Origin of the sequence: Nonomuraea fastidiosa (genome assembly GCF_042751225.1) — a bacterium.
GTDB lineage: Bacteria > Actinomycetota > Actinomycetes > Streptosporangiales > Streptosporangiaceae > Nonomuraea > Nonomuraea fastidiosa.
Map to the genome: position 1 here is coordinate 7,971,437 of NZ_CP170570.1, position 20,317 is coordinate 7,991,753.

13 protein-coding genes, 1 pseudogene and 1 CRISPR repeat array are annotated in these 20,317 nt (G+C 69.3%); of the genes and pseudogenes, 6 read left to right on the forward strand and 8 right to left on the reverse strand.

Annotation, left to right across the window (positions count from 1 at the left end; genetic code table 11):
- Positions 1 to 4: 4 nt before the first annotated feature.
- The 5 genes from ACFMQL_RS36850 to ACFMQL_RS36870 are packed head-to-tail and all read right to left on the reverse strand — an operon-like array spanning position 5 to position 6,787.
- A complete protein-coding gene (locus ACFMQL_RS36850; RefSeq protein ID WP_378789425.1) occupies positions 5 to 1,768 on the reverse strand; it encodes a glycoside hydrolase family 2 protein in 1,764 nt (587 codons plus the stop codon).
- A gap of 41 nt (positions 1,769 to 1,809) precedes the next feature.
- Positions 1,810 to 3,516, reverse strand: coding sequence for a hypothetical protein (locus tag ACFMQL_RS36855; RefSeq protein ID WP_378789427.1), 1,707 nt, complete (start codon positions 3,514 to 3,516; stop codon positions 1,810 to 1,812).
- A gap of 34 nt (positions 3,517 to 3,550) precedes the next feature.
- The gene (locus ACFMQL_RS36860) at positions 3,551 to 4,447 is read right to left on the reverse strand and encodes a carbohydrate ABC transporter permease (RefSeq protein ID WP_378789429.1); all 897 of its coding nucleotides are present in this window, start codon (positions 4,445 to 4,447) and stop codon (positions 3,551 to 3,553) included.
- Positions 4,447 to 5,430, reverse strand: coding sequence for a sugar ABC transporter permease (locus tag ACFMQL_RS36865; RefSeq protein ID WP_364070494.1), 984 nt, complete (start codon positions 5,428 to 5,430; stop codon positions 4,447 to 4,449). The genes ACFMQL_RS36860 and ACFMQL_RS36865 overlap by 1 nt, the downstream gene beginning before the upstream one ends.
- 13 nt (positions 5,431 to 5,443) lie before the next feature.
- The gene (locus ACFMQL_RS36870) at positions 5,444 to 6,787 is read right to left on the reverse strand and encodes a sugar ABC transporter substrate-binding protein (RefSeq protein ID WP_364070492.1); all 1,344 of its coding nucleotides are present in this window, start codon (positions 6,785 to 6,787) and stop codon (positions 5,444 to 5,446) included.
- 159 nt (positions 6,788 to 6,946) lie between these two features.
- Between ACFMQL_RS36870 and ACFMQL_RS36875 the strand changes: the two genes are divergently transcribed.
- Both ACFMQL_RS36875 and ACFMQL_RS36880 read left to right on the forward strand, forming a co-directional pair.
- Positions 6,947 to 7,951, forward strand: coding sequence for a LacI family DNA-binding transcriptional regulator (locus tag ACFMQL_RS36875; RefSeq protein WP_364070489.1), 1,005 nt, complete (start codon positions 6,947 to 6,949; stop codon positions 7,949 to 7,951).
- Positions 7,952 to 8,246: 295 nt separating this feature from the next.
- Positions 8,247 to 8,682: a CRISPR direct-repeat array (repeat unit 30 nt; unit sequence GTTGCGATCCCTCCAGGGTTGATGAGCGAC).
- Between the two features lie 1,694 nt (positions 8,683 to 10,376).
- Positions 10,377 to 11,855: a Gfo/Idh/MocA family oxidoreductase gene (locus ACFMQL_RS36880; protein ID WP_378789432.1), complete on the forward strand. Its 1,479-nt coding sequence runs from the start codon at positions 10,377 to 10,379 to the stop codon at positions 11,853 to 11,855.
- A gap of 225 nt (positions 11,856 to 12,080) precedes the next feature.
- Here the strand turns inward: ACFMQL_RS36880 and ACFMQL_RS36885 are convergent, their stop codons facing one another.
- Positions 12,081 to 12,986 carry an MBL fold metallo-hydrolase gene (locus tag ACFMQL_RS36885; RefSeq protein WP_378789434.1) on the reverse strand — a complete coding sequence of 302 codons (906 nt, stop codon included), beginning with the start codon at positions 12,984 to 12,986 and terminating at the stop codon, positions 12,081 to 12,083.
- 93 nt (positions 12,987 to 13,079) lie between these two features.
- Between ACFMQL_RS36885 and ACFMQL_RS36890 the strand changes: the two genes are divergently transcribed.
- On the forward strand, positions 13,080 to 14,039 hold the full coding sequence (locus tag ACFMQL_RS36890) for an AraC family transcriptional regulator (protein WP_364070480.1): 960 nt from the start codon (positions 13,080 to 13,082) through the stop codon (positions 14,037 to 14,039).
- 164 nt (positions 14,040 to 14,203) lie between these two features.
- Positions 14,204 to 14,734: a DinB family protein gene (locus tag ACFMQL_RS36895; RefSeq protein WP_364070477.1), complete on the forward strand. Its 531-nt coding sequence runs from the start codon at positions 14,204 to 14,206 to the stop codon at positions 14,732 to 14,734.
- Between the two features lie 161 nt (positions 14,735 to 14,895).
- Here ACFMQL_RS36895 and ACFMQL_RS36900 read toward each other — a convergent pair whose 3' ends face one another.
- Entirely contained in the window at positions 14,896 to 15,693 is a 798-nt protein-coding gene (locus tag ACFMQL_RS36900) for a hypothetical protein (protein ID WP_378790252.1), read from the reverse strand.
- A gap of 110 nt (positions 15,694 to 15,803) precedes the next feature.
- On the opposite strand from ACFMQL_RS36900, the gene ACFMQL_RS36905 reads away from it, so the two are divergent.
- Positions 15,804 to 16,667, forward strand: a complete 864-nt coding sequence (locus ACFMQL_RS36905; protein WP_364070475.1) for a helix-turn-helix transcriptional regulator — start codon at positions 15,804 to 15,806, stop codon at positions 16,665 to 16,667.
- Between the two features lie 156 nt (positions 16,668 to 16,823).
- Here ACFMQL_RS36905 and ACFMQL_RS36910 read toward each other — a convergent pair.
- Positions 16,824 to 17,448 (reverse strand): annotated as a pseudogene (locus ACFMQL_RS36910) (DUF4291 domain-containing protein).
- 1,658 nt (positions 17,449 to 19,106) lie between these two features.
- On the opposite strand from ACFMQL_RS36910, the gene ribD reads away from it, so the two are divergent.
- On the forward strand, positions 19,107 to 19,931 hold the full coding sequence (gene ribD / locus ACFMQL_RS36915; RefSeq protein ID WP_364070472.1) for a bifunctional diaminohydroxyphosphoribosylaminopyrimidine deaminase/5-amino-6-(5-phosphoribosylamino)uracil reductase RibD: 825 nt from the start codon (positions 19,107 to 19,109) through the stop codon (positions 19,929 to 19,931).
- The last annotated feature ends 386 nt before the right edge of the window (positions 19,932 to 20,317 follow it).

The window sequence follows — 20,317 nt, forward strand, 5'->3', positions numbered from 1 at the left end:
CGGGTCACCTCCGGCCGCGGATGATGCGGGCGATGGAGTCGGGGTCGGCCTTGGGTTTGCGGTCCTCGGTCAGCAGTCCGTTGCGCTCCTGTCCGGTGTCGGTGAGCTGGGTGAAGCAGAACCCCGCCAGATCCCCGGCCTCGTGCACGGCCTCCAGCAGCGCGCCGAGCCGTTCGAGGAGCTGCTCGGGCGAGTCGGCGACGCCGTAACCGGTCCAGGTGGTGGGGTCGTCGGGGGCGTAGGTGAAGCCGCCGAACTCGCTGAGCACCACCGGCACGGCGGGCACGTCGCCGGTGAGCGCGAGCGCCCGGCCGCCGGGCCGCCCTGCGGCGACGGTGTCCTGCAGGCGGGCGGCGTAGCGGTCGCGGATGGTCTGGGGATCGTGGGTGTAGTCGTGGACGCCGAGCAGGTCGCCGCTGACGTACTCCCAGCCGTCGTTGCCGATCACCGGCCGGCTCGGGTCGAGCGCCTTGATCAGGTGGTACAGGCCGCGTACGGCGTCGCGCTGCGCGGCCGAGCGCGCCACCTGCGGCACGCCCCAGCTCTCGTTGAACGCGACCCAGGCCACGACGCACGGGTGGCTGGCGTCCCGTTCGACGATCTCGATCCACTCGCGCGTGGTGCGGGCCAGCGAGCGCGGGCTGAAGGAGTACGACGCCGCCGCGTCGGCCCACACCAGCACGCCGAGCCGGTCGCACCAGTACAGAAAGCGCGGATCCTCGGCCTTCTGGTGGACGCGGATGCCGTTGAAGCCGAGCTGCTTGATCAGCTCGACCTCGGTGCGCAGCGCCGCCGCGTCCGGGGCGGCCAGGTGCGACTGCGGCCAGTACCCCTGCGACAGGGCCATCCGCAGCCGGTATGGCAAGCCGTTCAGCAGGAACGACCGGGCGTCGGTGCCGACGGTCCTGAACCCGACGTAGCTGTGCACGACGTCCACGGGCTCGCCGTAAACGGTGATGGTCGCCTGGCACAGGGTCGGCTGCTCGGGCGTCCACTGCAGATGGTGCGGCTCGGCGTCGTGGTCGCCGTCCTGCACGACCAGGCGCGTACGCAGGCGGGAGCCGGTGACGGTGGACGTCTCCTCGGCCAGGACGCGGCCGTCGAGCTCCAGCCGTACCGACACCTGAACGGGCCCGGTGGTGCGGCGGGCCAGCCGCAGGTCCAGATCGACCTCCCCCGGTGTTCCGGTGGGTGTCCAGCGGAGCTGCTCGACGTGGTCGGCGGGCACCTCCTCCAGCCAGACCGGCTGCCAGATGCCGCTGGTGCGCTCGTACCAGATGACGTGCGGGCGCTCCTGCCAGTCCTGCTTGCCGCGCGGCTGCTCCAGGTCGTGCGGGTCGTCGACGGCGCGGACGACGATCACCTGCCGGCCGCCGGCGGACAGCGCGTCGGTGATGTCGGCGCCGAACGGGGTCTGGCCGCCCTCGTGGGAGGCGACGTGCTCGCCGTTCACCCACACGTCGGCCCGGTAGTCGACGGCGCCGAAGCGCAGCATCACCCGCCGGCCCGCCTGCGGCGGCTCCAGCTCGACGGTGCGGCGGTACCACAGCACCGGGTGGTAGCCGGTGTCACCGATGCCGCTGGCCGGGGACTCCGGCGGATAGGGCACCGTGATCGTCTGGTCGAACACGTCATCGCGGCGCTGCCAGTGCTCGGCGAGGCCGACGTCGCCGTCGTCGTAGGCGAACCGCCAGTCGCCGCCGAGGTCCCGCCAGCCGGCGCGGGCCAGCAGCGGGCGCGGATGATGGTCGTGCAAGGGCGTGGGCACGGTACTCCTTAAGGTCCCCGATGATGCGCTGGTGAAGGTGGTCAGGTGAGGGTGACGACGGCGAAGGCGTGCTCGGGCGCGTCGCGCAGCGCGACCGTGACGCGCGCCCGGCCGGGTTCGGCGGCGAGCCCGGTGAGGTCCACGGTCTGCAGGCCCTGCTCGTCCAGGTAGAGCTCGCGGCTCTGCCCGAGGCCGCCGTCGATGCGGACGACGAGCCGCCCGCCGCTGATGTCCGCGCCGCCGGCGTCGGTGAGCCGCCCCGTGACGGTGATCGTCTCGCCGCAGCCCTCCAGGTCGGCGGCGATGACGGGCACGGCGTGCGGGTCGGTCGCGGTGCCGAGGCGGAAGGTGGTGGTGGCCTCGTCCAGGTCGGCCCAGGCGGTCGTGGTGCGGGCGGTGTAGCGGTGGCGGACCCGGCGGACGGTGCCGGCGGGGGCGGGCGGGGCGGTCCGCGCGGCGGTGTCGGTCGCCTCCAGCAGGGCGACGCTGCCGCGGGGCAGCTCCAGGTCCCAGTAGCGGTCGGCGGGCAGCCGCTCGGCCTTCGCGCCGTCGTGGCGGTCGTCGATCCTGCGCAGGGCGACGCTCCCGTACGTGCCCTGGCCCAGGTCGAGGCGGACCCGCACGGCGCGGGGCGAGCGGTTCCACACGGCCACGCACAGGCGGCCGGGCTCGACGCCGGCCAGGCCGCCGACCCCGGGCGGACCGTCGATCTCCAGCACGCAGCGGTCGGTCGGCATGTTCTGGTAGAACTCGTACGCGCTCAGCACCGGCTTGCGCTCGCCGTCGATGGTGACCATGCCCGAGTAGTTGCCGTGGCCGCTGTCGAGGAACTGCGCCCAGTTCACCTTCGTCAGCCCCGGCGCGGCGAGCAGCGCGGCGAAGTCGGCGAGCAGGGCCGCCGCCAAGTGGTGGCCGTCCTGGGTGCCGCCGCGCGGATAGTGCACCGGATAGGAGTTGTACTCGTTGAGGTGCACCTCCACGTCCGCCAGGTCGGGGCGTTCCTCCAGGTGGCGCAGCACCTTCTCCAAAGCGACATGCACGCTGTGGGTGCCGTAGTGGTGGAAGGAGAAGAAGTCCAGCGGCAGCTTCTCCGCCCGCACGGTGTCGAGGAACGCCGGGATCCAGTGCTCGTTCGGCAGCACCATGGCCAGCGCGGGACCGCCGACGGGCGTGTCGGGGTCGGCCGCGCGGATCGCGGGCGCGGCCGTGCGGTAGAGCTGCAGGTAGTCGTCCAGGTCACCGCCGTAGAAGACGGCCTCGCCGGTCTTCTCGTCGCGCAGGTCGGGCTCGTTGTAGACCTCGTGGTAGCCGACCGTGACGCCGCGCTCGCGGGCGCCGGCGACGTAGGCGCGCACCATCTCCGCCCAGCCGGCGTCGTCGGCGAGGTCGCGCCAGTCGCCGCCCTCGGGCTGATAGGGGGCGGGCACGTAGCAGTACGACCAGTAGGGGCGGATGCCGAGGCCGTTGAGGAACGAGCCGATCTCGTCCAGCTCGGAGAAGTCGTAGACGAAGCCGTCCGGGGTGGGCGTGCTGATCGGCCGTTCGTAGCCGATCCACTCGGCGCCCCACCCGATGTCGATGCGGACCGACTCGGGATGCGCGGCGCGCAGCGCGGCCTCGTCGCGGCGGTACGTGGGGGCGTGCACGATGCCGCTGTTGAACACGGCGAACTTCGACTTCGACAGCGGGTGGTCGGCGCGGCGGGCCGGGTGCACGCGGACGGTCGCGGTCGTGACGGGGATCTTCACGTACAGGGGTCCCTTTCCGGGAGGAGAGCGAGAATCAGTTGGCCATGCCGCTGAAGGCGATGCCGCGCACCACCCAGCGCTGGACGAAGACGTAGCCGATGACGATCGGCAGGGAGACGAGGGTGACGCCGGCCATGATCTCGCCGTACTGGCTGTTGTAGCGGCCGATGAGGCTCTGCAGCGCCTGGGTGAGCACCCACTGGTTCTGGTCCTGCAGGTAGATGGAGTTGACGAAGAAGCTGTTCCACAGCTGCACGAACGTCAGCAACCCCATCGCCAGGTACGCCTGCCCGGCCAGCGGCGCCATCACCGAGAAGAACGTGCGCCAGCGGCCCGCGCCGTCGATCGCGGCGGCGTCCTCCAGCTCGCGCGGCAGCGTCAGGAAGAACTGCCGGAAGAAGAACGTGGGCAGCGCGCCGCCGAACAGCATCGGCACGATGATCGGCAGCGGGGTGTCGATCCAGTTGAGGTTGCGGAAGATGACGTACTGCGGGATGAGCGTCACCTGCGGCGGCACCATCAGCGTCAGCAGGATCACCATGAGCAGCGCCCGCTGGCCCGGGAAGGTGAAGCGGGCCAGCGCGTACCCGGCGAGCGAGCTCGACAGCAGCGTGCCCGCCGTGCCGACGACGGCGATCAGCACCGTGTTGCCGACGTACCGCCCGAAGTCCGGCAGGATCGTGAACAGGTTCGCGTAGTGCTCGAAAGTGATCGGGTGCGGGATGAGCTGGTCGGCGTCGAACATGTTCGCGTCGGTACGCAGCGACATCGACGCCGCCCACAGCACCGGCAGGATGTACAGCACCACCAGCACCGTCATCCCGGCGTGGTAGAAGCCGGTCCTGGCCCGCCTGCGCGCCCGGTGGAGTCCGGGCGCGGGCTGCGCGGCCCGCTGCGGCGCGCCCGCCTTGATCGTGTCGGTGATCGTCATCACTGGCCGCCCTTCTTGGCGGCGCCCTCACCGGCGTAGAAGACCCACCGCTTGCTGAACGCCCACTGGATGAGCGTGAGCACGAAGGTCAGCAGGGCCAGCACCCAGGCGATCGCCGCGGCGTACCCGAGCCCGGACAGGCGCTCGTTGTAGTTGAACATCTGGTTGTACATGTAGAGCACCACCGTGCGCGTGGAGTCGTCGGGCCCGCCGGCCATGCCGATGCTGCCGCCCGAGGTGGTCATCGCGACCACCGGGTCGAACAGCTGCAGGGCGCCGATCAGCGAGGTGACCACGAGGAACAGCACGGTCGGGGAGATCATCGGCAGCATCACGTGGCGGAAGCGCTGCCAGGCGTTCGCGCCGTCGATCTTCGCCGCCTCCGGCAGGGCCTCGGGCACTCCGTGCAGGGAGGCGATGTAGAGCGTCATGCCGTAGCCGAGCCCCTGCCAGGTGGTGACCAGCGCGATGGCGGGCATCGCGGTCGCCGGGTCGAGCAGCCACTGCGGCCCGTCCACGCCGAACAGCTCGATCGCGGCGTTGATCGGCCCGGACTCGGTGTTGAACATCCACCGCCAGACGATGCCGACGGCGATCTGCGACAGCACGTACGGCAGGAACAGCAGCGCCCGGTAGAACGCCACCCCGCGCCGCGGCCGGTAGGTGAGCAGCGCGGCCACCAGCGACATCAGCAGGAAGCTGAGGGTGCCGGTGAAGATGAACTTGATCGTGTTCCACAGGACCTTCGGCACACGCTCGTCCTCGAGCAGGTGCGTCCAGTTCTCCAGCCCGATCCAGGTCGGCTCGGGGGCGACCAGGTCCCAGTGGGTGAACGAGTAGTACAGCGACACCCCGAGCGGGACGCCGATGAAGGCCACCAGTCCGAAGATCTGGGGCAGCAGGAACAGCAGTGCGGTGCCCGCCTCGCGGCGCCGCGCGCGGGAGCGCGGCGCCTGCGCGGGCGATGGTGCGGCTTCGGCCATCACGATCGTCCCGTCAGGAGGCGAGGATCTTGTCGATCTTCGCGCAGGTGCCCTGGAGCGCCTCGGCCGCGGGCTTCTTGCCGGTGATGATGTCGTTCAGCGCCGGGCCGATGCCGTCCTGGCCGAGCACCGTGGCGAGCACGCCCTGCGGGTCGATGTTCGTGCGGGCCAGCGGCCATGCCGCGGGGTCGAGCTGCGCCTCCTTCAGGTGCTCCGGCTCTCCGGGCGCCTTCAGGAACGCGGGCCCTTCGGCGACCTTCTTGTACGCCGGGATCAGCCCCATCTGCTTGCCCGCACCCTCGGTCGCCATGTATTTGATGAACTTCCAGGCGTTGTCCAGGTTCGGGGACTTGGCGTAGGCGGCCCAGCTGTGCACCTGGATCATCGTCGCGTTGCCCTCGGGACCCTTCGGCAGGGCGGCCATGTCGTACTTCAGCGACGGGTTCTGCTGCGCTGCGATCGTCACCTGCTCGTGCGAGCCCTGCTGCATCGCCACATGCCCCTGGATCCAGCGCAGGTAGCCGGGCGTCTCCTGCTCCATCTGCGGGGTGACGGAGCTGTGGTCCTTCCACATCATGTCCTGCAGGAGCTGCATCGCCTGCGCGGTGCCCGGCTTCTCCAGGTCGCACTGGTCGCGCTTCTCGCCGCCGAGCACGCCGCCGCCGTACGCCCACAGCACCGGCCAGTAGCCCGGCTCCGACGGGATGGCGAAGCGGTTGTAGTAGCCCCACTGGACGATCTTCTTCGGGTCGAAGTCCGGGCTGTCGGCGTTGTTGCCGTTGGCGTCCAGCGTCAGCTTGCGCGCCCATTCGCGCAGGTCGTCGTAGGTGTAGTCGCCGTCGGCGGGCGGTTCCTTCAGCCCGGCCTTGGCGAACATCTCCTTGTTGTAGAACAGCGACTGGACGTTGTAGCCCATCGGCAGCCCGTAGAAACGCCCGTCCTTGGCGGCCTTGTCCGACTCGATGACGACGGGGACGAAGTCCTCCTCCTTCACGCCGTCGGCGGCCATCCGGTCCGTCAGGTCCGCCAGCACGCCGTCGTTGGCCATCTGGTTGAAGTTCCAGGTGCCGGTGACGAGCACGTCCGCCATGTTGCGTCCGGCGATGAGCGTCTTGCACACAGCGTAGTCGGCGCCGCAGTCGGTCCTGTTGAACTTCAGCTTGATGTCCGGGTTGGCCTGCTCGAAGCCCTTGGCGGCGGCCTTGATGCTGTCGATGTCCTCGTTGACGCCCCACACCGCGATGGTCAGCGTGTTGGACTTCTCCCCCGAGGACGCCGCGGTGTTGGAGCAGGCGGTCACGGCGGTTATCGCCGACATGGTCAGGCAGATCGGTATCAGCCGTCGAGAGATGCGCATGGAGCCCTCCGGGAGGCCGCGATCGGGGTTTCTGAAGTGTTTCGCGGCTATTGCGAGCGTTTTTACCACGTGGCCTGCCACGTGGTAAAGGCTACACTTGTCCTCGTTCACAACTCCGGAGAGCAGACAGAGGCAGGGATGACGGTCACACAGGCGGACGTGGCAGCCCGAGCGGGAGTCGCCCGCAAGACGGTCTCCAACGTGATCAACAACTACCCTCACGTCAGCGACGACGTGCGGGCCCGCGTCCTCGCCGCCATCGAAGAGCTCGACTACCGCCCCAACCACGCGGCCCGCAGCCTGCGCAGCGGACGCAGCCGCATCATCGGCCTGGCCGTCCCCGAGCTCGACGTCGCCTACTTCTCCGAGCTCGCCCGCCTCGTCGTCGAAGTCGCGCAGAAGCGCGGCCTCACCGTGATGATCATGCAGACGCTCGGCGACCGCGACCGCGAACTCGCCGTCGTCAACGGCACCTCCACCCAGTTCGTCGAAGGGCTCATCTACAGCCCCGTCGCCCTCGGCGGCGCCGACCTCGAAGGCCGCCGCGACCGCACCCCGATCGTCCTGCTCGGCGAACGCTCAAGCCAGGGCCTCGTCGACCACGTCGGCATCGACAACGTCGCCGCCGCCCGCACCGCCACCGAACACCTCATCGAGATCGGCCGCCGCCGCATCGCCTTCATCGGCTCCCAGCGCGCGGCCACCTCCGAGATCGCCCAGCTCCGCACCGCCGGCTACCGTCAGGCACTGGAGTCCGCCGGCCTCAAAGTCGAATCCCGCCTCATCATCCCCACCGCCGGCTACCACCGCAAAGACGGCCTCCTGGCCATGCGCAAACTCCTCAAGCGGGCGGGAGGCCCCCCTGACGCCGTCTTCTGCGCCACCGACCTGGTCGCCCAGGGCGCCATCCGAGCCCTCCTCGAACACGGGCTCCGCGTCCCCGAAGACGTGGCCGTCGCCGGCTTCGACGACATCGACGAAGGCCGCTACAGCACCCCCACCCTCACCACCATCTCCCCCGACAAGCGGCAGATCGCCGAAACCGCGGTGGACCGGCTGCTGGCCCGGGCACAGAGCAAGACCGACCTGCCCGTGAACGACACCGTCACCGGGTTCACGCTGGTCGTGCGGGAGAGCACGGCCGGGCGCACCGCGTCCGGGTGAGCGTGTTCGGCGTACCGGCGGGTGCCGCCATGGCACCCGCCAAGTGCCCACGCGTACCGGCTGCTGCTACCACGAAAGAAGGGCGCTTCGAGCCGACATCACCGCGCGTGCAATGACTACGGTGGAGCCATGCCTTCGCCTAGTGTGAGCTGCTCGAAGCCGCACCCCCTCGCCCCCGTGATCGCCTTGAGCCCTCCAGGGGTGATGAGCGACTCGATATCGCCCGCGGGATCATCAAGACCGCACAGCTACCGTTGCGATTCCCGTGGGGCCGGCCGCTGGTCAACGGCATCGGGTTGCGATCCCTCCAGGGTTGATGAGCGACCTCCTTGGCCGTGCGGGGTGCTTTGGGGATACGACGTTGCGATCCCTCCAGGGTTGATGAGCGACTGGCCAACAGGTCCACTATCACCCTGACCGGCAACCTGGTGTTGCGATCCCTCCAGGGTTGATGAGCGACTCGTGCGCACCGTCCCTGGTGTCGAGAGCATCAAGCGGTTGCGATCCCTCCAGGGTTGATGAGCGACGACCTACGACTACGAGCCGCGGGTGTGGACGCAAATCATGTTGCGATCCCTCCAGGGTTGATGAGCGACCGTGGAGTCGGCGACCCGGCTGGCCACGGCGGCCGGTGTGTTGCGATCCCTCCAGGGTTGATGAGCGACCGGTGACCCGGATCCGCTGCATGAGGGCGAGGTCGCGTTGCGATCCCTCCAGGGTTGATGAGCGACCCCAAGGTAAAGCCGCAGGTTAGGCGGGTTACCCGGCGGGCTGTGGGGACGTATTCTGCAGCAGTCCGCCGGTAGTGCGGATGCGCAGGTCAGAAGGGGTGTCCGCGCGGTTGATTCCGCCTGCCATGGACGGCACTCTAGCCGCCTCAAGGCGAGGCCCACTGGCAGTGTGGCCACTTCCCTCTTACGTCTACCACCGCCGGGCACGCTTCCGCCGACCGAAGCCGATGCTCGGTGTGGGCGTGATCCCGCCCCGACGCGCTCTTCTGCAGCCCACCGACCTGCCGGCCCACGGCGCCATCCGGTCACCGCTCGAACACGGCCTTTGCGCGTATCCGAAACGCCGCCGGCTTCGACAGCATTGACGAAGATCGCTACGGCACTGCCGGGGACCTTATTTTCTCCTCGCCAGCCTTCCCCGCGTACGAGCGGCGTCTATGCGGCTCGGCTGAGCCTGTCTTCGATTCGGCCCTGCCGGGGGTTCGCGCCTTCGCGGTACGGTGCCTTTTCTTCGGCGGTAACGCGGCGCAGTTCCTCACGTTCTCGGTCAACCTGCAGAACCGAAACGAGCCGCACCACCTGGGAAACCGGCCTGGTGATCCTCCGTACACGCTGGGCTCGATCATCACCTCCGGCCCCGGCGTTGCTCTCGCCGTCAGAGCCGGCCGAACCCTTGCTGATCACCGGCTCACCCACGATCGCGGTGACTGGGCTCGTCATGTGGCTCGCCGCCCAGGACGGCGACGCTATTGGGCCTCGACTGCTTGCTTCCTCGCTCTTCATCGGCGGTTCCGGGCTCGGTCTTGCCGCGCCCGTCCTCGTCACCATCGCCCTCGCGAGCATCGTCGGGCGCACTGCCGGCTGCGGGTGGTGCGCTGCCCACCGTCACGCGTAGGCATCTGACCATCGCCGGGGCGGGTAACAGGCCGCCGCCGCGGCGCAGGCGGCCGGTCTGCCGTTCCTCTGCTCCTCGGCGGTGCTGGACGCGCTCACCGAGCAACCGGCGGAGCACGTGGCGCGGGTGGCGCCGGCGCAATCCCACGGCTGGCGGATGTACGGCGACTTCCTTCTGGGCGCGGGACACCGCCACATCGCCGTGGCGGCCCAGCCGAGCGTCTACTGGCAGTCCGGCATCCGCATCCTGCGGGAACACCTCACACCGCGCGGCGGCACCGTACGGGAACTCGATGGACTGGACCCGCAGGCCCTGTGTGACGCGGTCGCCGGGAGCGGGGCGACGGCGCTGCTGATTCTGACCGGGTATCCGTCGCCGGCGGTGCCGCTCGTACGGTACGGACCGGGCACGCGTGTCCGCTGCCTGGCCGGACGTCGAGGTGGAGGGCGCCCGGGGGCGGATACGGTTCTGGCGGGTGCCGGGGATCGGCGTCTGGCAGTGAGCCTGGCCGCCCGTCCACGTCGTCGACCGGGACCCGGCCGACCCCGCCCGCTTCCGCACCCTGCACTGAGCGTTCGCCGCCTGAATCCGGGTAAGCCACCACGAGCCGCCCCCTGCCGAGGACACCACCTCACCGCGGTCGCCTGCTCGGCCCGCCGAGCACCACGGGGCCGTAGGTCTGCGCCGCAACCCCACCCGCGACAGCTCTTGCTCTCCCGCAACGGATGATCGATACTGCGCACATACCAGGAGAAAACGCCATAAACCATCACCACCCCCCAACCCTGGAGTGATCGCCGTGGCCCCTCCGCTCCGCTACGCCCCTTCCCGCCGCGACCTGCTGAAGACCGGTGTCTCCCTGGGCGCCACAGCGGCCATCGGAAGCACGGCCGCCGCCTGGGAACCACCCCGCGACAAGGGCGAACGGAGCATGGTGAACGTCCCGTTCGAGGGCTTCGAGAACGTCCGCGTCGGGCTCATCGGCCTCGGCAACCGAGGCGGCGACCAGGACGTACGCTGGGGCGCCGTCGCCACCGTCACCGCCGTCTGCGACATCCGCCCGGAACGGGTCACCCGCACCATCAGCCGCATCATGCAGCAGGGCTTCCAGGACGTCGAGCCGGCCGGCTACGCGGCGGGCGACGAGGACTTCCTCAACCTCGTCCGGCGCGACGACATCGACCTCGTCTACATCGCCACGCCATGGGAGTGGCACTACCCCCAGGCCAAGGCCGCCATGGAGCACGGCAAGCACGTCGCCGTCGAACTGCCGATCTCCCCGCACCTGGACGAGATCTGGGACCTGGTGCGCACCTCCGAACGCACCCGCAAGCACTGCATGCTCCTGGAGAACGTCAACTACTTCCGCCCGGAACTGCAGATGTTCAACATGGCCAAGGCGGGACTCTTCGGGGACGTACAGCACGGCTCGGGCGGGTACGTCCACGACCTGCGCTGGCCGTACCTGTTCGGCGGCGCCTACCACCCCGAGCACTGGCGGCGGCGCTGGCAGACCCGCATGAACGCCCTCCACTACCCCATGCACGGCCTCGGCCCGGTCTCGGCGGCCATGGGCATCAACCGCGGCGACCGCTTCGACGAACTCGTCGCCGTCGCCTCCGTGCCCAAGGCGCTGGCCCTGTTCCGCGAGGAGGACCCGCGGGTGGGCCCGGACCACTCCTCCTGGCAAGACCGCCCGTACATCTCGGGCGACCGCCACACCTGCTTCGTCACCACCGTCCAAGGCCGGTTCATCCGGGTCGAGCACGACGTCAACTCGCCGCACCCGTACACCCGCGAGACCACCCTCACCGGCACGCGAGGCACGATCGAGCTCGACAACGCCCGCCTCTACCTCGAATCCCTCGGCCACGACGACCACACCTGGCGGACCGGCAGCGCGTACGACGCCATCCTCAAGCAGTACGACCACTGGTTATGGCCGCTGCTTGAGGAGCTGGCCGACCAGTACGGCGGGCACGGCGGCGGCGACTTCGTGTCCATCTTCCGGCTCGTGCAACTGATGCGGCTCGGCATGACGCCCGACATCGACGTGTACGACTCGGCGGCCTGGTGCTCGGTGATCCCGCTCAGCCACGAGTCCCTGAAGTCCGGGCGCCTCCGCCCGGTCAAGGTGCCCGACTTCACCCGCGGCCACTGGAAAGAGGCCCGCCCGACGTTCGACCGCCCCCGGCCGGAAGACCCGCAGCTCACCTCGGCCACCCGACGCCGCGGCAAGGGCATCATCGAACCGCCCGGCCCCGAAGCCAAGGGGTGAACCTCTCCTCCCCACGGCCTTCGGCCGCCGCTCTCGCCTCGCTCCCGATGCAGCCGACCTCCCGTCCTGACGGAGACGTACCGCGCATCAGGCGGTCGACTCCCGGCCCCGGCCCCCTCGGCGGAGCGTCGCCGTCCACGCCCACCACCCAGACGGTCCTGCCGGGCAGGCGTGCGTCGGCACCGGCTTTTGGATCGTGGTGGCAGGGGGATGCGGGCTGGGGTCTCAGGTGGCCGCCCAGGGGCCGAGGGCGAAGGTGGTGCCGGTCCGGCGGACTTCCAGGGCGCCGGGGCCGCCGAAATGAGCGGGGATGAGGAGTTCGCGTTCGTCGGCGGCCCGCTCGAGGATCCGGATGCGGCTGGCCTTGGCCTGGGCGCGGTCCAGGCAGGCGGCGCTGTTGAGGCAGGGGTCGAGGATCTGCATCGGGCTGTGCAGCACGTCCCCGGCGAACACCGCACGGTCGCCGCCGGAGGCCAGCCGCAGCACCGCCGAGCCGGGGGTGTGGCCGGGCGCGGACTCGAGCGTGAGATGGTCGTCGATGCGGTGGTGGCCGTCCCACAGCACGGCCTGTCCCGCCCGGTGGATGGGGGCGATGCTGTCCTCGTAGATGAAGCGGGCCGCCTCCTGCACGCCCCCGCCGTACGCGTTGTCCGGCCCGAAGTGGAAGTCGTCGGCGGCCGGGATGAGGTAGCGGGCGTTGGGGAAGGCCGGGACCCACAGCCCGTCCGCGTCCACGGTGTTCCAGCCGACGTGATCGGCGTGCAGGTGGGTGTTGACCACGACGTCCACGTCCTGGGGGCGCACGCCGGCCCGCGCCAGGAGGTCGAGGAAATCGCTGGGGGCCCGGTGGAACATCCCCAGGCCGGGCCGCTCGCGGTCGTGCCCCACGCCGGTGTCGACCAGCACAGTACGCCCGCCGCTGCGCAGCACCCAGCTCTGCAGGGCGCACACCATGTGGCCGGTGCCGGGCTCCCAGTGGTCGGGCGCCAGCCAGTCCTGGTTGGCCTTCCATGCCTCGGTGTCGGGTCCGGCGAAGAAGTCGGAGATGGGCCGGAACGGCCCGTGATATTCGACGATCCTGAGGACCTCGACGTCCCCGAGGATCATGCGCTGTGCGTTCTCGTTCGTCATGGTCAACGACCCTAGGAAGCGGCAGGTGATCCGCTCAATGCCCGTTCAGCTCAGGAAAATACGAATTCGTATCACGGGAGATATCGTGGGCGCATGGACGTGGTCAGTGACGCGATCTCCGCCGTTCATCTCGGACACCCGCTATTCGACCGGGTGGGCATCGACGGGAGCTGGAGCGTGCGGCTGGACCCGTACGACGGCGCGGGTTTCCACGTCGTCCTCAAGGGCGCCTGCCGGCTCCGCACCGACAACGGCACCGACGTGTCCCTCAACGTGGGCGACGCGGTGCTGCTCCCCCACGGCACCGGCCACGTGCTCGCCGACTCCCTCGGCGACCTGGAGCATGCGGTGCCGTTCGAGCAGTGGCCGGCCACGGCGGAGCCGCGCCGGCACGGCGCGACGGAGCTGCTCTGCGGCAAATACCGGCTCGACTGCAGCCGCATGCACCCGCTGATGACCGAGCTGCCCGAGGTCGTCCACCTCCCCAGCCGGGTGGGCACCCACCTGGAGCTGCGCGCCGCGATCGACCTGCTCGCCGTCGAGCTGGACGAGGTGCGGCCCGGCTCGTCCATCGCACTGCCGCACCTGCTCGACCTGCTCCTCGTCTACATGATCCGGGCCTGGATGTCCCAGACCACCAGCGGAGCCTGGCCCAGCGCGCTGGGCGATCCGGTGACGGCCGCCGCGCTGCGGGCGATGCACGCACGACCGGCCGCACCGTGGACCATCGACCGCCTGGCCGCCGAGGCGGGCGTCTCCCGTCCGACGCTGGCACGCCGCTTCACCGCCCTGGTCGGGCGGCCGCCGATGGCGTACCTCACCTGGTGGCGGGTGATCAAAGCCGCGTCCCTGCTGCGCGACACCAAGGACACGCTGGCGGCCATCGCCGAGCGCGTCGGATACAGCAGCCCGTACGCGCTGTCGCACGCCTTCGAGCGGGAGTTCGGCACCACGCCGGGACGGTACCGGGAACTCGTGCGGTCGGGCGGCTCCCCCACGCCTGCTGAAACACGGTCCCGACCGATGCCGCGGAAAGCGGCGCCTCGACCGTGATGCACGGGCTGTCCACTGAAGCCGCTCCAGCCCCCGCCCGGCCGTCGGCGTACGCGACGCCGGAGATCTCATCGGGGAACTCCGCGCGCACCTTAGCGATCACGTCACCGGCACCGGAAAATTGCCTTGATCGACACTGTTGGGCAGGCCCTAGGCTTCCGTCCATGTCTGAACTGCAGCGGCTCCGTTGGCAACTGGACGTCTCCTGGTCACTGCTGACCTTTCAGCTCAACGGCCTGACCGACGAGGAAGCCCTACGGGAGCCCTCGTCGAACTGCTGGAGTGTCCGCCGGAAGCCCGACGGAACATGGGCCGCCGACTGGTCCATGCCGGAGCCCGATCCTGCGCCGGCGACGTCCATCGCCTGGGTGATGTGGCACATCGGTTTCTGGTGGACCCACGCGTATACGCGATGCTTCGACAAGCCCGATGCGGCGCCCGAGCCGGACGACTGGTCCGCGGCCGCACAGGCGACCCCCTGGCCGGGCGACGTGGCATCGGCGGTCACGTGGCTCAACGAGTGCCGTGATCGGTGGAGCCACGCGCTGGACTCTCTGAGCGGGACGGACCTGGACTCCACCGATCGGAGCGGCTGGTTCGCCGACGGAACGCTCACCCTGGGACACGTGGTCGCCTGGGTGAACATCGAGCTCGCCAAGAACGCCGCGGAGATCGGCCTGCTGCGCAGGCAGTGAACCAGTAGCGGTGAGCCGCCGTCCTCCAGCCCGCCGGGACCGGCAGCCCCACGTCGGCCGGTCGCCGGACGGTCCGGTCGCCAGGCGGCTCAAGCCCCGGCGACCAGACGCGCGCCCTCCCGGGGATCACTCACCCGTACGAGACATCAGCCGGGCCCCGATCACCTGATCCAGATCGAGGCGTACACACCGTCCTCGATGTTCACCTGCACCGGCCGCAGGCCGCGCGCCACCATGCTGTCGAACCTGCGCTGGTAGGCGGCCGGGGAGTTGTCGATGTAGTGGTACCACGGCCGGACCCCGTCCTTGCGATACACCGCGGAGAACCGCTTCCCGCCCGGCCCCACCGCAACAGTCGTCGGGCGGTACCCCTCGGCCGCGCGCTGGTCGAAGAACTTCTTGTGCCCGGCGAACGTCTTGCCGTACGAGTAGTACCAACCGCCCTGGCCCTTCCTCCAGACCGCGACGTACCGGGGATCTGACGGCGTACCGTACACATCAATCGATACCGGCACGTACCCGTCCGCGAACGCCTTCCGGTTGAGAGCGGCGAACTGGGACCCGGTGAGCCCCATGCGGGAGAAGAACCGTTCGGAGCGCTTCTCCCACAGCGCGGCGAACGTCGCGCTGCCCGCCGGCCCCGTCGCCGACACCGATATCGGCTGATACCCCTGCGCCAGGTACTCGTCGAACCGCGCCTTGAACGAAGCCTCCGACAACCCGCTCCGGGAGATCCACGCCGGCCCTCCGCTCTTGACCCAGATGGCCGCGTACTTCGGCCCCCTCGAGACGCTCACCGAGATCGGCCGGTAACCCTGGCTGCGCAGGCGCTCGAAGTTCGCCTGGTGGGCGCTCGGGCTCGCGCCGGAGTACGAACGGAAGGCCACCCCCGTAGCGGCCTGCGCGGGCGCCGCGACCCCGCAACACGCCATGGCGACCGCGACCGCCGCCGCGAACATCGTCTTCACTCATGCCTCCTCAGATGGCCGACTTGTTCAGCACGGCCCATCCTTGCCACGCTTTGATTGATCACCACCGATCAACGACTTTGATCAACAAGGCAGGGTGAATGGGCAGGCCAGAGCGGAAACTCGATCCCGAGGGCGGGTTGATCGAACGCTTCGCGCACGACCTGCGTCAGCTGCGCGTGGCGGCCGGGCAACCGACGTACCGGACCATGGGCTCCCGGGTCGGCTGCTCCCCCAGCAGGCTCTCCGAAGCCGCGAAAGGCCTCCGGCTGCCCAGCCTGTCGGCGACCCTCGATTACGTACGCGCCTGCGGCGTGACGGACACCGCCGAATGGGAACGGCGCTGGCACGAGATCAACGACCAGGTCAAGCAGCACACCCAGCCCGCCGCAGGCGAACCCGCGCGCCCCGAACCGGACACGACCACCGAGACGAACCCGGCCGGCGCAGCGGACCACGAGCACCGCCCACCCGTCATCGGGAAACGCCCCCGCGCTCTCTGGAAGGCCGCGGCGATCATCGGCACGGCGCTGGCCCTCCTCGCCACCGCGGCGTTCGTCTGGGCATCGGGCCAGACCATCCCGGACGTCCCCACCCGGTGCCGCACACCCCTCGCCTCACCACGCGTACCGATATCGGTGCAGCCGTGCATCGCCGTGACCGACGGCGAGGTGGTCGCCTCCCTCGACCTGCGCGCCACCGGCACAGCCGAAGGCGCCGTCGCCTACGTCTGGCTCCACAACGCCCTATCACGCACACCCCTGGCGAAAACCCTCCGTACGTGCGAGCTGGGCGCGCTCGCCGCAGGCCAGACGCGCACCTGCGGCCCGTTCTCGTACGACGTGCCGCCCGGCCACTACACCACCGCGGTCACCGTCGAACCCGGCCCACGCCAGAACGAACCACCACACTGGCGCCGCGGCGCCACAGGAACACAGAGCCCCCGAATCGACTACGCCCCCTGAACCACCTGCGAAACGCGGCCCTGGGAGCGTTCCAGCGGCTCCACCACGATCGCGCAACGCCTCGTGCGGGGAGTGCAACGGCCGGCGGTGCACTGAACCGGGATGAGCGGCGAGGACACGGCGGCCGGGCACACGCCCACCCTCGCCGCCGCCCCCTCACTCCACGCTCGCGCCTATCGTCTCCGCCGGCTCACACGACAACGGGTACGGCCGCTCGACCGGCAGCAGCTCACGAGCGTCCACACCGCCCTGCACCGCCGCACGCACCTCACCGACCAAGTCCGTGATATCGGTGAACCCCAGCGTCCACTCCTCCACGTACCGCCGCACCGCCACCCCGCTCAGCCCCACCTGGATCGACCGGTACGGCAAAGCCTCATGCCGCAGCCCGCGCTCGGGATCCCACTGGATGCGCACCGGGCTCCGGCGCAGCCGCTCCGCCCACCCCGGCCGCCCGTCGTCGTGGCTGAGGCAGGAGTCGGCCAGCGCCCACTCGAAGCCCTCACGGCTCACCTCGATCGCCGGCACCCGCTCCTGACCGGGCTTCGTGACGTAACCACAGCGGTACATCATCCAGGAACGACGGCTTGATCCACGTCATCCGCTCCCGCTTGAACGGCGCCACAAAGCGCTGCGCGGCGACGGCGGGGGTGGCGATGGACGCGTTGCAGGCCTGGTAGACGGTGATGGATCGCTCGGTGAAAACGGGCCGGATCTGCCGGTGCGGAACGTTCACAGCGCGCACCAGCCTGCCCAACGCGATGATCGCCTGGCAACGCATCAAACGCTCGCCGAGCCGACGCCACAGCCTGAGTGCGACCGCCGCCCATGCCTCCAGCCGGGCAGCCCTACCCCTACGCCCGCCGAGGACCGCAGCGAACGCAACCTGCCACCGGAACGTTCACACCACGCCGACTCCAATGCGGCAGCAACGGTGCCCTACCGCCGGCAGCCGGGCCGTAGGTCGGGACACAGGCTCCCGACAACCGCCGCCTGGACCAATCCGAACTCGGTGCCCCCGGCAACTCCCGAGGTCAGCCGCACCCCGACCTCGCTCGTTCCGGCCACTCATCGGCGTCCGGCCCGAACAGCCAGGACACCCGCACCAGACGCGGCAGCTCGCACCGCAGGATCTCCCGTGCTCACCGATCGTCGGTCGCATCCGCCCCACCCCAGCAGCACAACTGTCCCCGACCCCATAAAGGCAATCGCTCCAGGTGATGAGCGACCTCGCCCGGATGACACCCAGGCCGTGGCGCAATTGTTGCGATCCCTCCAGGGTGATGAGCGACCCCAGGGTAAAGCTGCAGGTCAGATGGTTCGACTGACACGCTTTGAGGATGGATTCTGCAGCAATCCGCCGGTAGTGCAGATGCGCAGGTCAGAAGGGCCCACGCGGTGTTCCTCCCCGCCACGGACAGCACTTTGGTCTTGGGCAGCACTCGAGACGAGGACCAGTGGCAGTGTAGCCACCAGCCTTCCGTAACCCCATCCAACTGCCGCCCAAGCCTTATCGTCCCGCCTTTTCTCGCCCGTTCAGCGCCCAAGCAATCTGCGGTGAAGAGTCAACACGGTTCTGAAACGTGCGGGCAGGCGATGACGACCTTCGGTGAGAAGATGCTTCCCTGCCCCCTGGCACACCAACTGGAACCCGCATTGGGCGCCGCCGGCGAACTCGTCCAGCTCGTACCAGAACGCTCGGGGCAGCGGCCTGGAGCAGGATCTTCAGCTCGGGGTCAGGCCAGAGCGGTGAGCACTCCGGAGCTGCCCGTACCGGTTGTCGACCCGTTGGTGGACCACCGCGTGCAACGCCTCTCCGCCAGCCACACCGAGGAACTGCTCTCCCATCTCGGTGAGCAGTGGCACGCCCTCGTCAGGACGGACGACCTCCTTGGGCCGAGGCATGCTCTCGGCGACGTGTGCACGCAAATCACCATCTTGACGGTGTTCCTCCGCTATGTCCGTCCTCCACTTCGCGATGAGGCTCTTCGTCTCGCTGCGTTGTACGTCGAGTCCGCGGCGTGGCTGTACGAAGACGCGGGAAATCTGGCGGCGAGCCGTCTATGGACGGGACACGCGATGGAGTGGGCCCTGAGGCCGATGATCGTCCAATGGTGACGTGGACCTTGTTCCGGCGCAGCCAGCAGGCGCGGTCAGAGGGCAACGGCGCCAAAGTGGTCAGCCTCGCCGAGGCGGTCTGGCACATGCCGGGCTGCCGGTCGCGCTGACCGCAGAAACGAACCCGAAGCAGCAGTCGTACACGGCCATCCAAGCGCTGACTGTTGCTCAAGACAACGGATCGACCAGAATTCTCTCCATGGTCACTTCGGTCGCGCCTCAGCTTGCACGCCAGGCTCAGCTGGAGCCGGCTGCGGAATTTTCAACTGAGCTCAACGCTACGACTGCGGTCTGATGGCCTCCGAAACAGAGGTCGCCGCCATGCGACGTGCGATCGCCCTGGCGGCGCTGGGCCTCGGCACCACGAGCCCCAATCCACCTGTGGGCTGCGTGATCCTCGACGCAGGCGGCCATGTGGCCGGCGAAGGTTTTCACCGTCGCAAGGGCGAGGCACACGCAGAGGGCAATGCCTTGGCCGCAGCGGGGCCGGCGGCGCGTGGCGGTACGGCGGTTGTGACGCTGGAACCCTGCAACCATGTAGGTCTCGCCCCTGCCTGCCGAGCGCTGCTGATCGAGGCCGGGATCGCCCGGGTGGTGGTCGCCTTGATCGATCCGACTTCGCGCGGCGCAGGTGGCGTGGCCGAACTGCGCCGAGCCGGAGTGGACGTGGAAGTGGGGGTTCTGCAGGACGAGGCCGAGCGGGTGCTGCGCCCCTGGCTCACCGCGCTGAGACGAGGCACTCCGTACGTGACATGGGCGTATAGCGCCGATACCGAGGACGGCCGCGAGGAGTCGCCCGTTGAGGTGCGCTGTTACGACGCCGTGCTCGGTGAGGATGGGCGGTTGCGGGAGGGTGTTCCGGGCGGGCACGGCGACACCTTCGTACTGCCTGACAAGCTGCCGCAGGACGAACCCGAGAAGACGCTCCGGATTCTCTACTCCTCGGGGGTCCGATCCCTGCTCGTGCTCGGTGAACGAGGAGCCGCCGAACGGTACTCGTCTGCCGGCCTAGTTGATGAACTGCTTGTTCGACTGTCCGACCGAGCCGCCTCCTCGCAAGGTGGGCCGCTGCCTCCAGCAGGATTCCGCATTGCGAACGTTCGACGTTTGCAAGACCACATGCTGATCCAAGCTCGGCGAGAATAACGGCGGCGGTTGGCATTCGACTTAGGGATGCGTTCGTTTCCGACCGAGAGTAGATCGCCGTTCAGTAGAACGTGAACGCCAGCAAGCCGCTCACCGGCTCTGGTTAGGATGCGCTGTTACTTGGCTGACCACCATCGTTTCGCTCATCCCTCCAGGGGTGATGAGCGACTCGTCGTCGACGTCGCAGAACACGCCGGGCACCTGGATGTTGCGATCCCTCCAGGGGTGATGAGCGACCTGCCGATGAGACGGAGGTGAAAGGTGAGTCGCGCGGTTGCGATCCCTCCAGGGGTGATGAGCGACCCGAGGGTAAAGTCCCAGGTCAGAGGCATGTTGGGTGGATTCTTTGGCAACCATTCTGCAGCAGTCCGACGGTAGTGCAAGAG

Coding starts and splice junctions, on each gene's coding strand:
- ACFMQL_RS36860 (WP_378789429.1), bottom strand. CDS start 4,447: ATGACGATCACCGACACGATCAAGGCGGGCGCGCCGCAGCGGGCCGCG.
- ACFMQL_RS36865 (WP_364070494.1), bottom strand. CDS start 5,430: ATGGCCGAAGCCGCACCATCGCCCGCGCAGGCGCCGCGCTCCCGCGCG.
- ACFMQL_RS36870 (WP_364070492.1), bottom strand. CDS start 6,787: ATGCGCATCTCTCGACGGCTGATACCGATCTGCCTGACCATGTCGGCG.
- ACFMQL_RS36885 (WP_378789434.1), bottom strand. CDS start 12,986: ATGACGAACGAGAACGCACAGCGCATGATCCTCGGGGACGTCGAGGTC.
- ACFMQL_RS36890 (WP_364070480.1), top strand. CDS start 13,080: ATGGACGTGGTCAGTGACGCGATCTCCGCCGTTCATCTCGGACACCCG.
- ACFMQL_RS36895 (WP_364070477.1), top strand. CDS start 14,204: ATGTCTGAACTGCAGCGGCTCCGTTGGCAACTGGACGTCTCCTGGTCA.
- ACFMQL_RS36900 (WP_378790252.1), bottom strand. CDS start 15,693: ATGTTCGCGGCGGCGGTCGCGGTCGCCATGGCGTGTTGCGGGGTCGCG.
- ACFMQL_RS36905 (WP_364070475.1), top strand. CDS start 15,804: ATGGGCAGGCCAGAGCGGAAACTCGATCCCGAGGGCGGGTTGATCGAA.
- ribD (WP_364070472.1), top strand. CDS start 19,107: ATGCGACGTGCGATCGCCCTGGCGGCGCTGGGCCTCGGCACCACGAGC.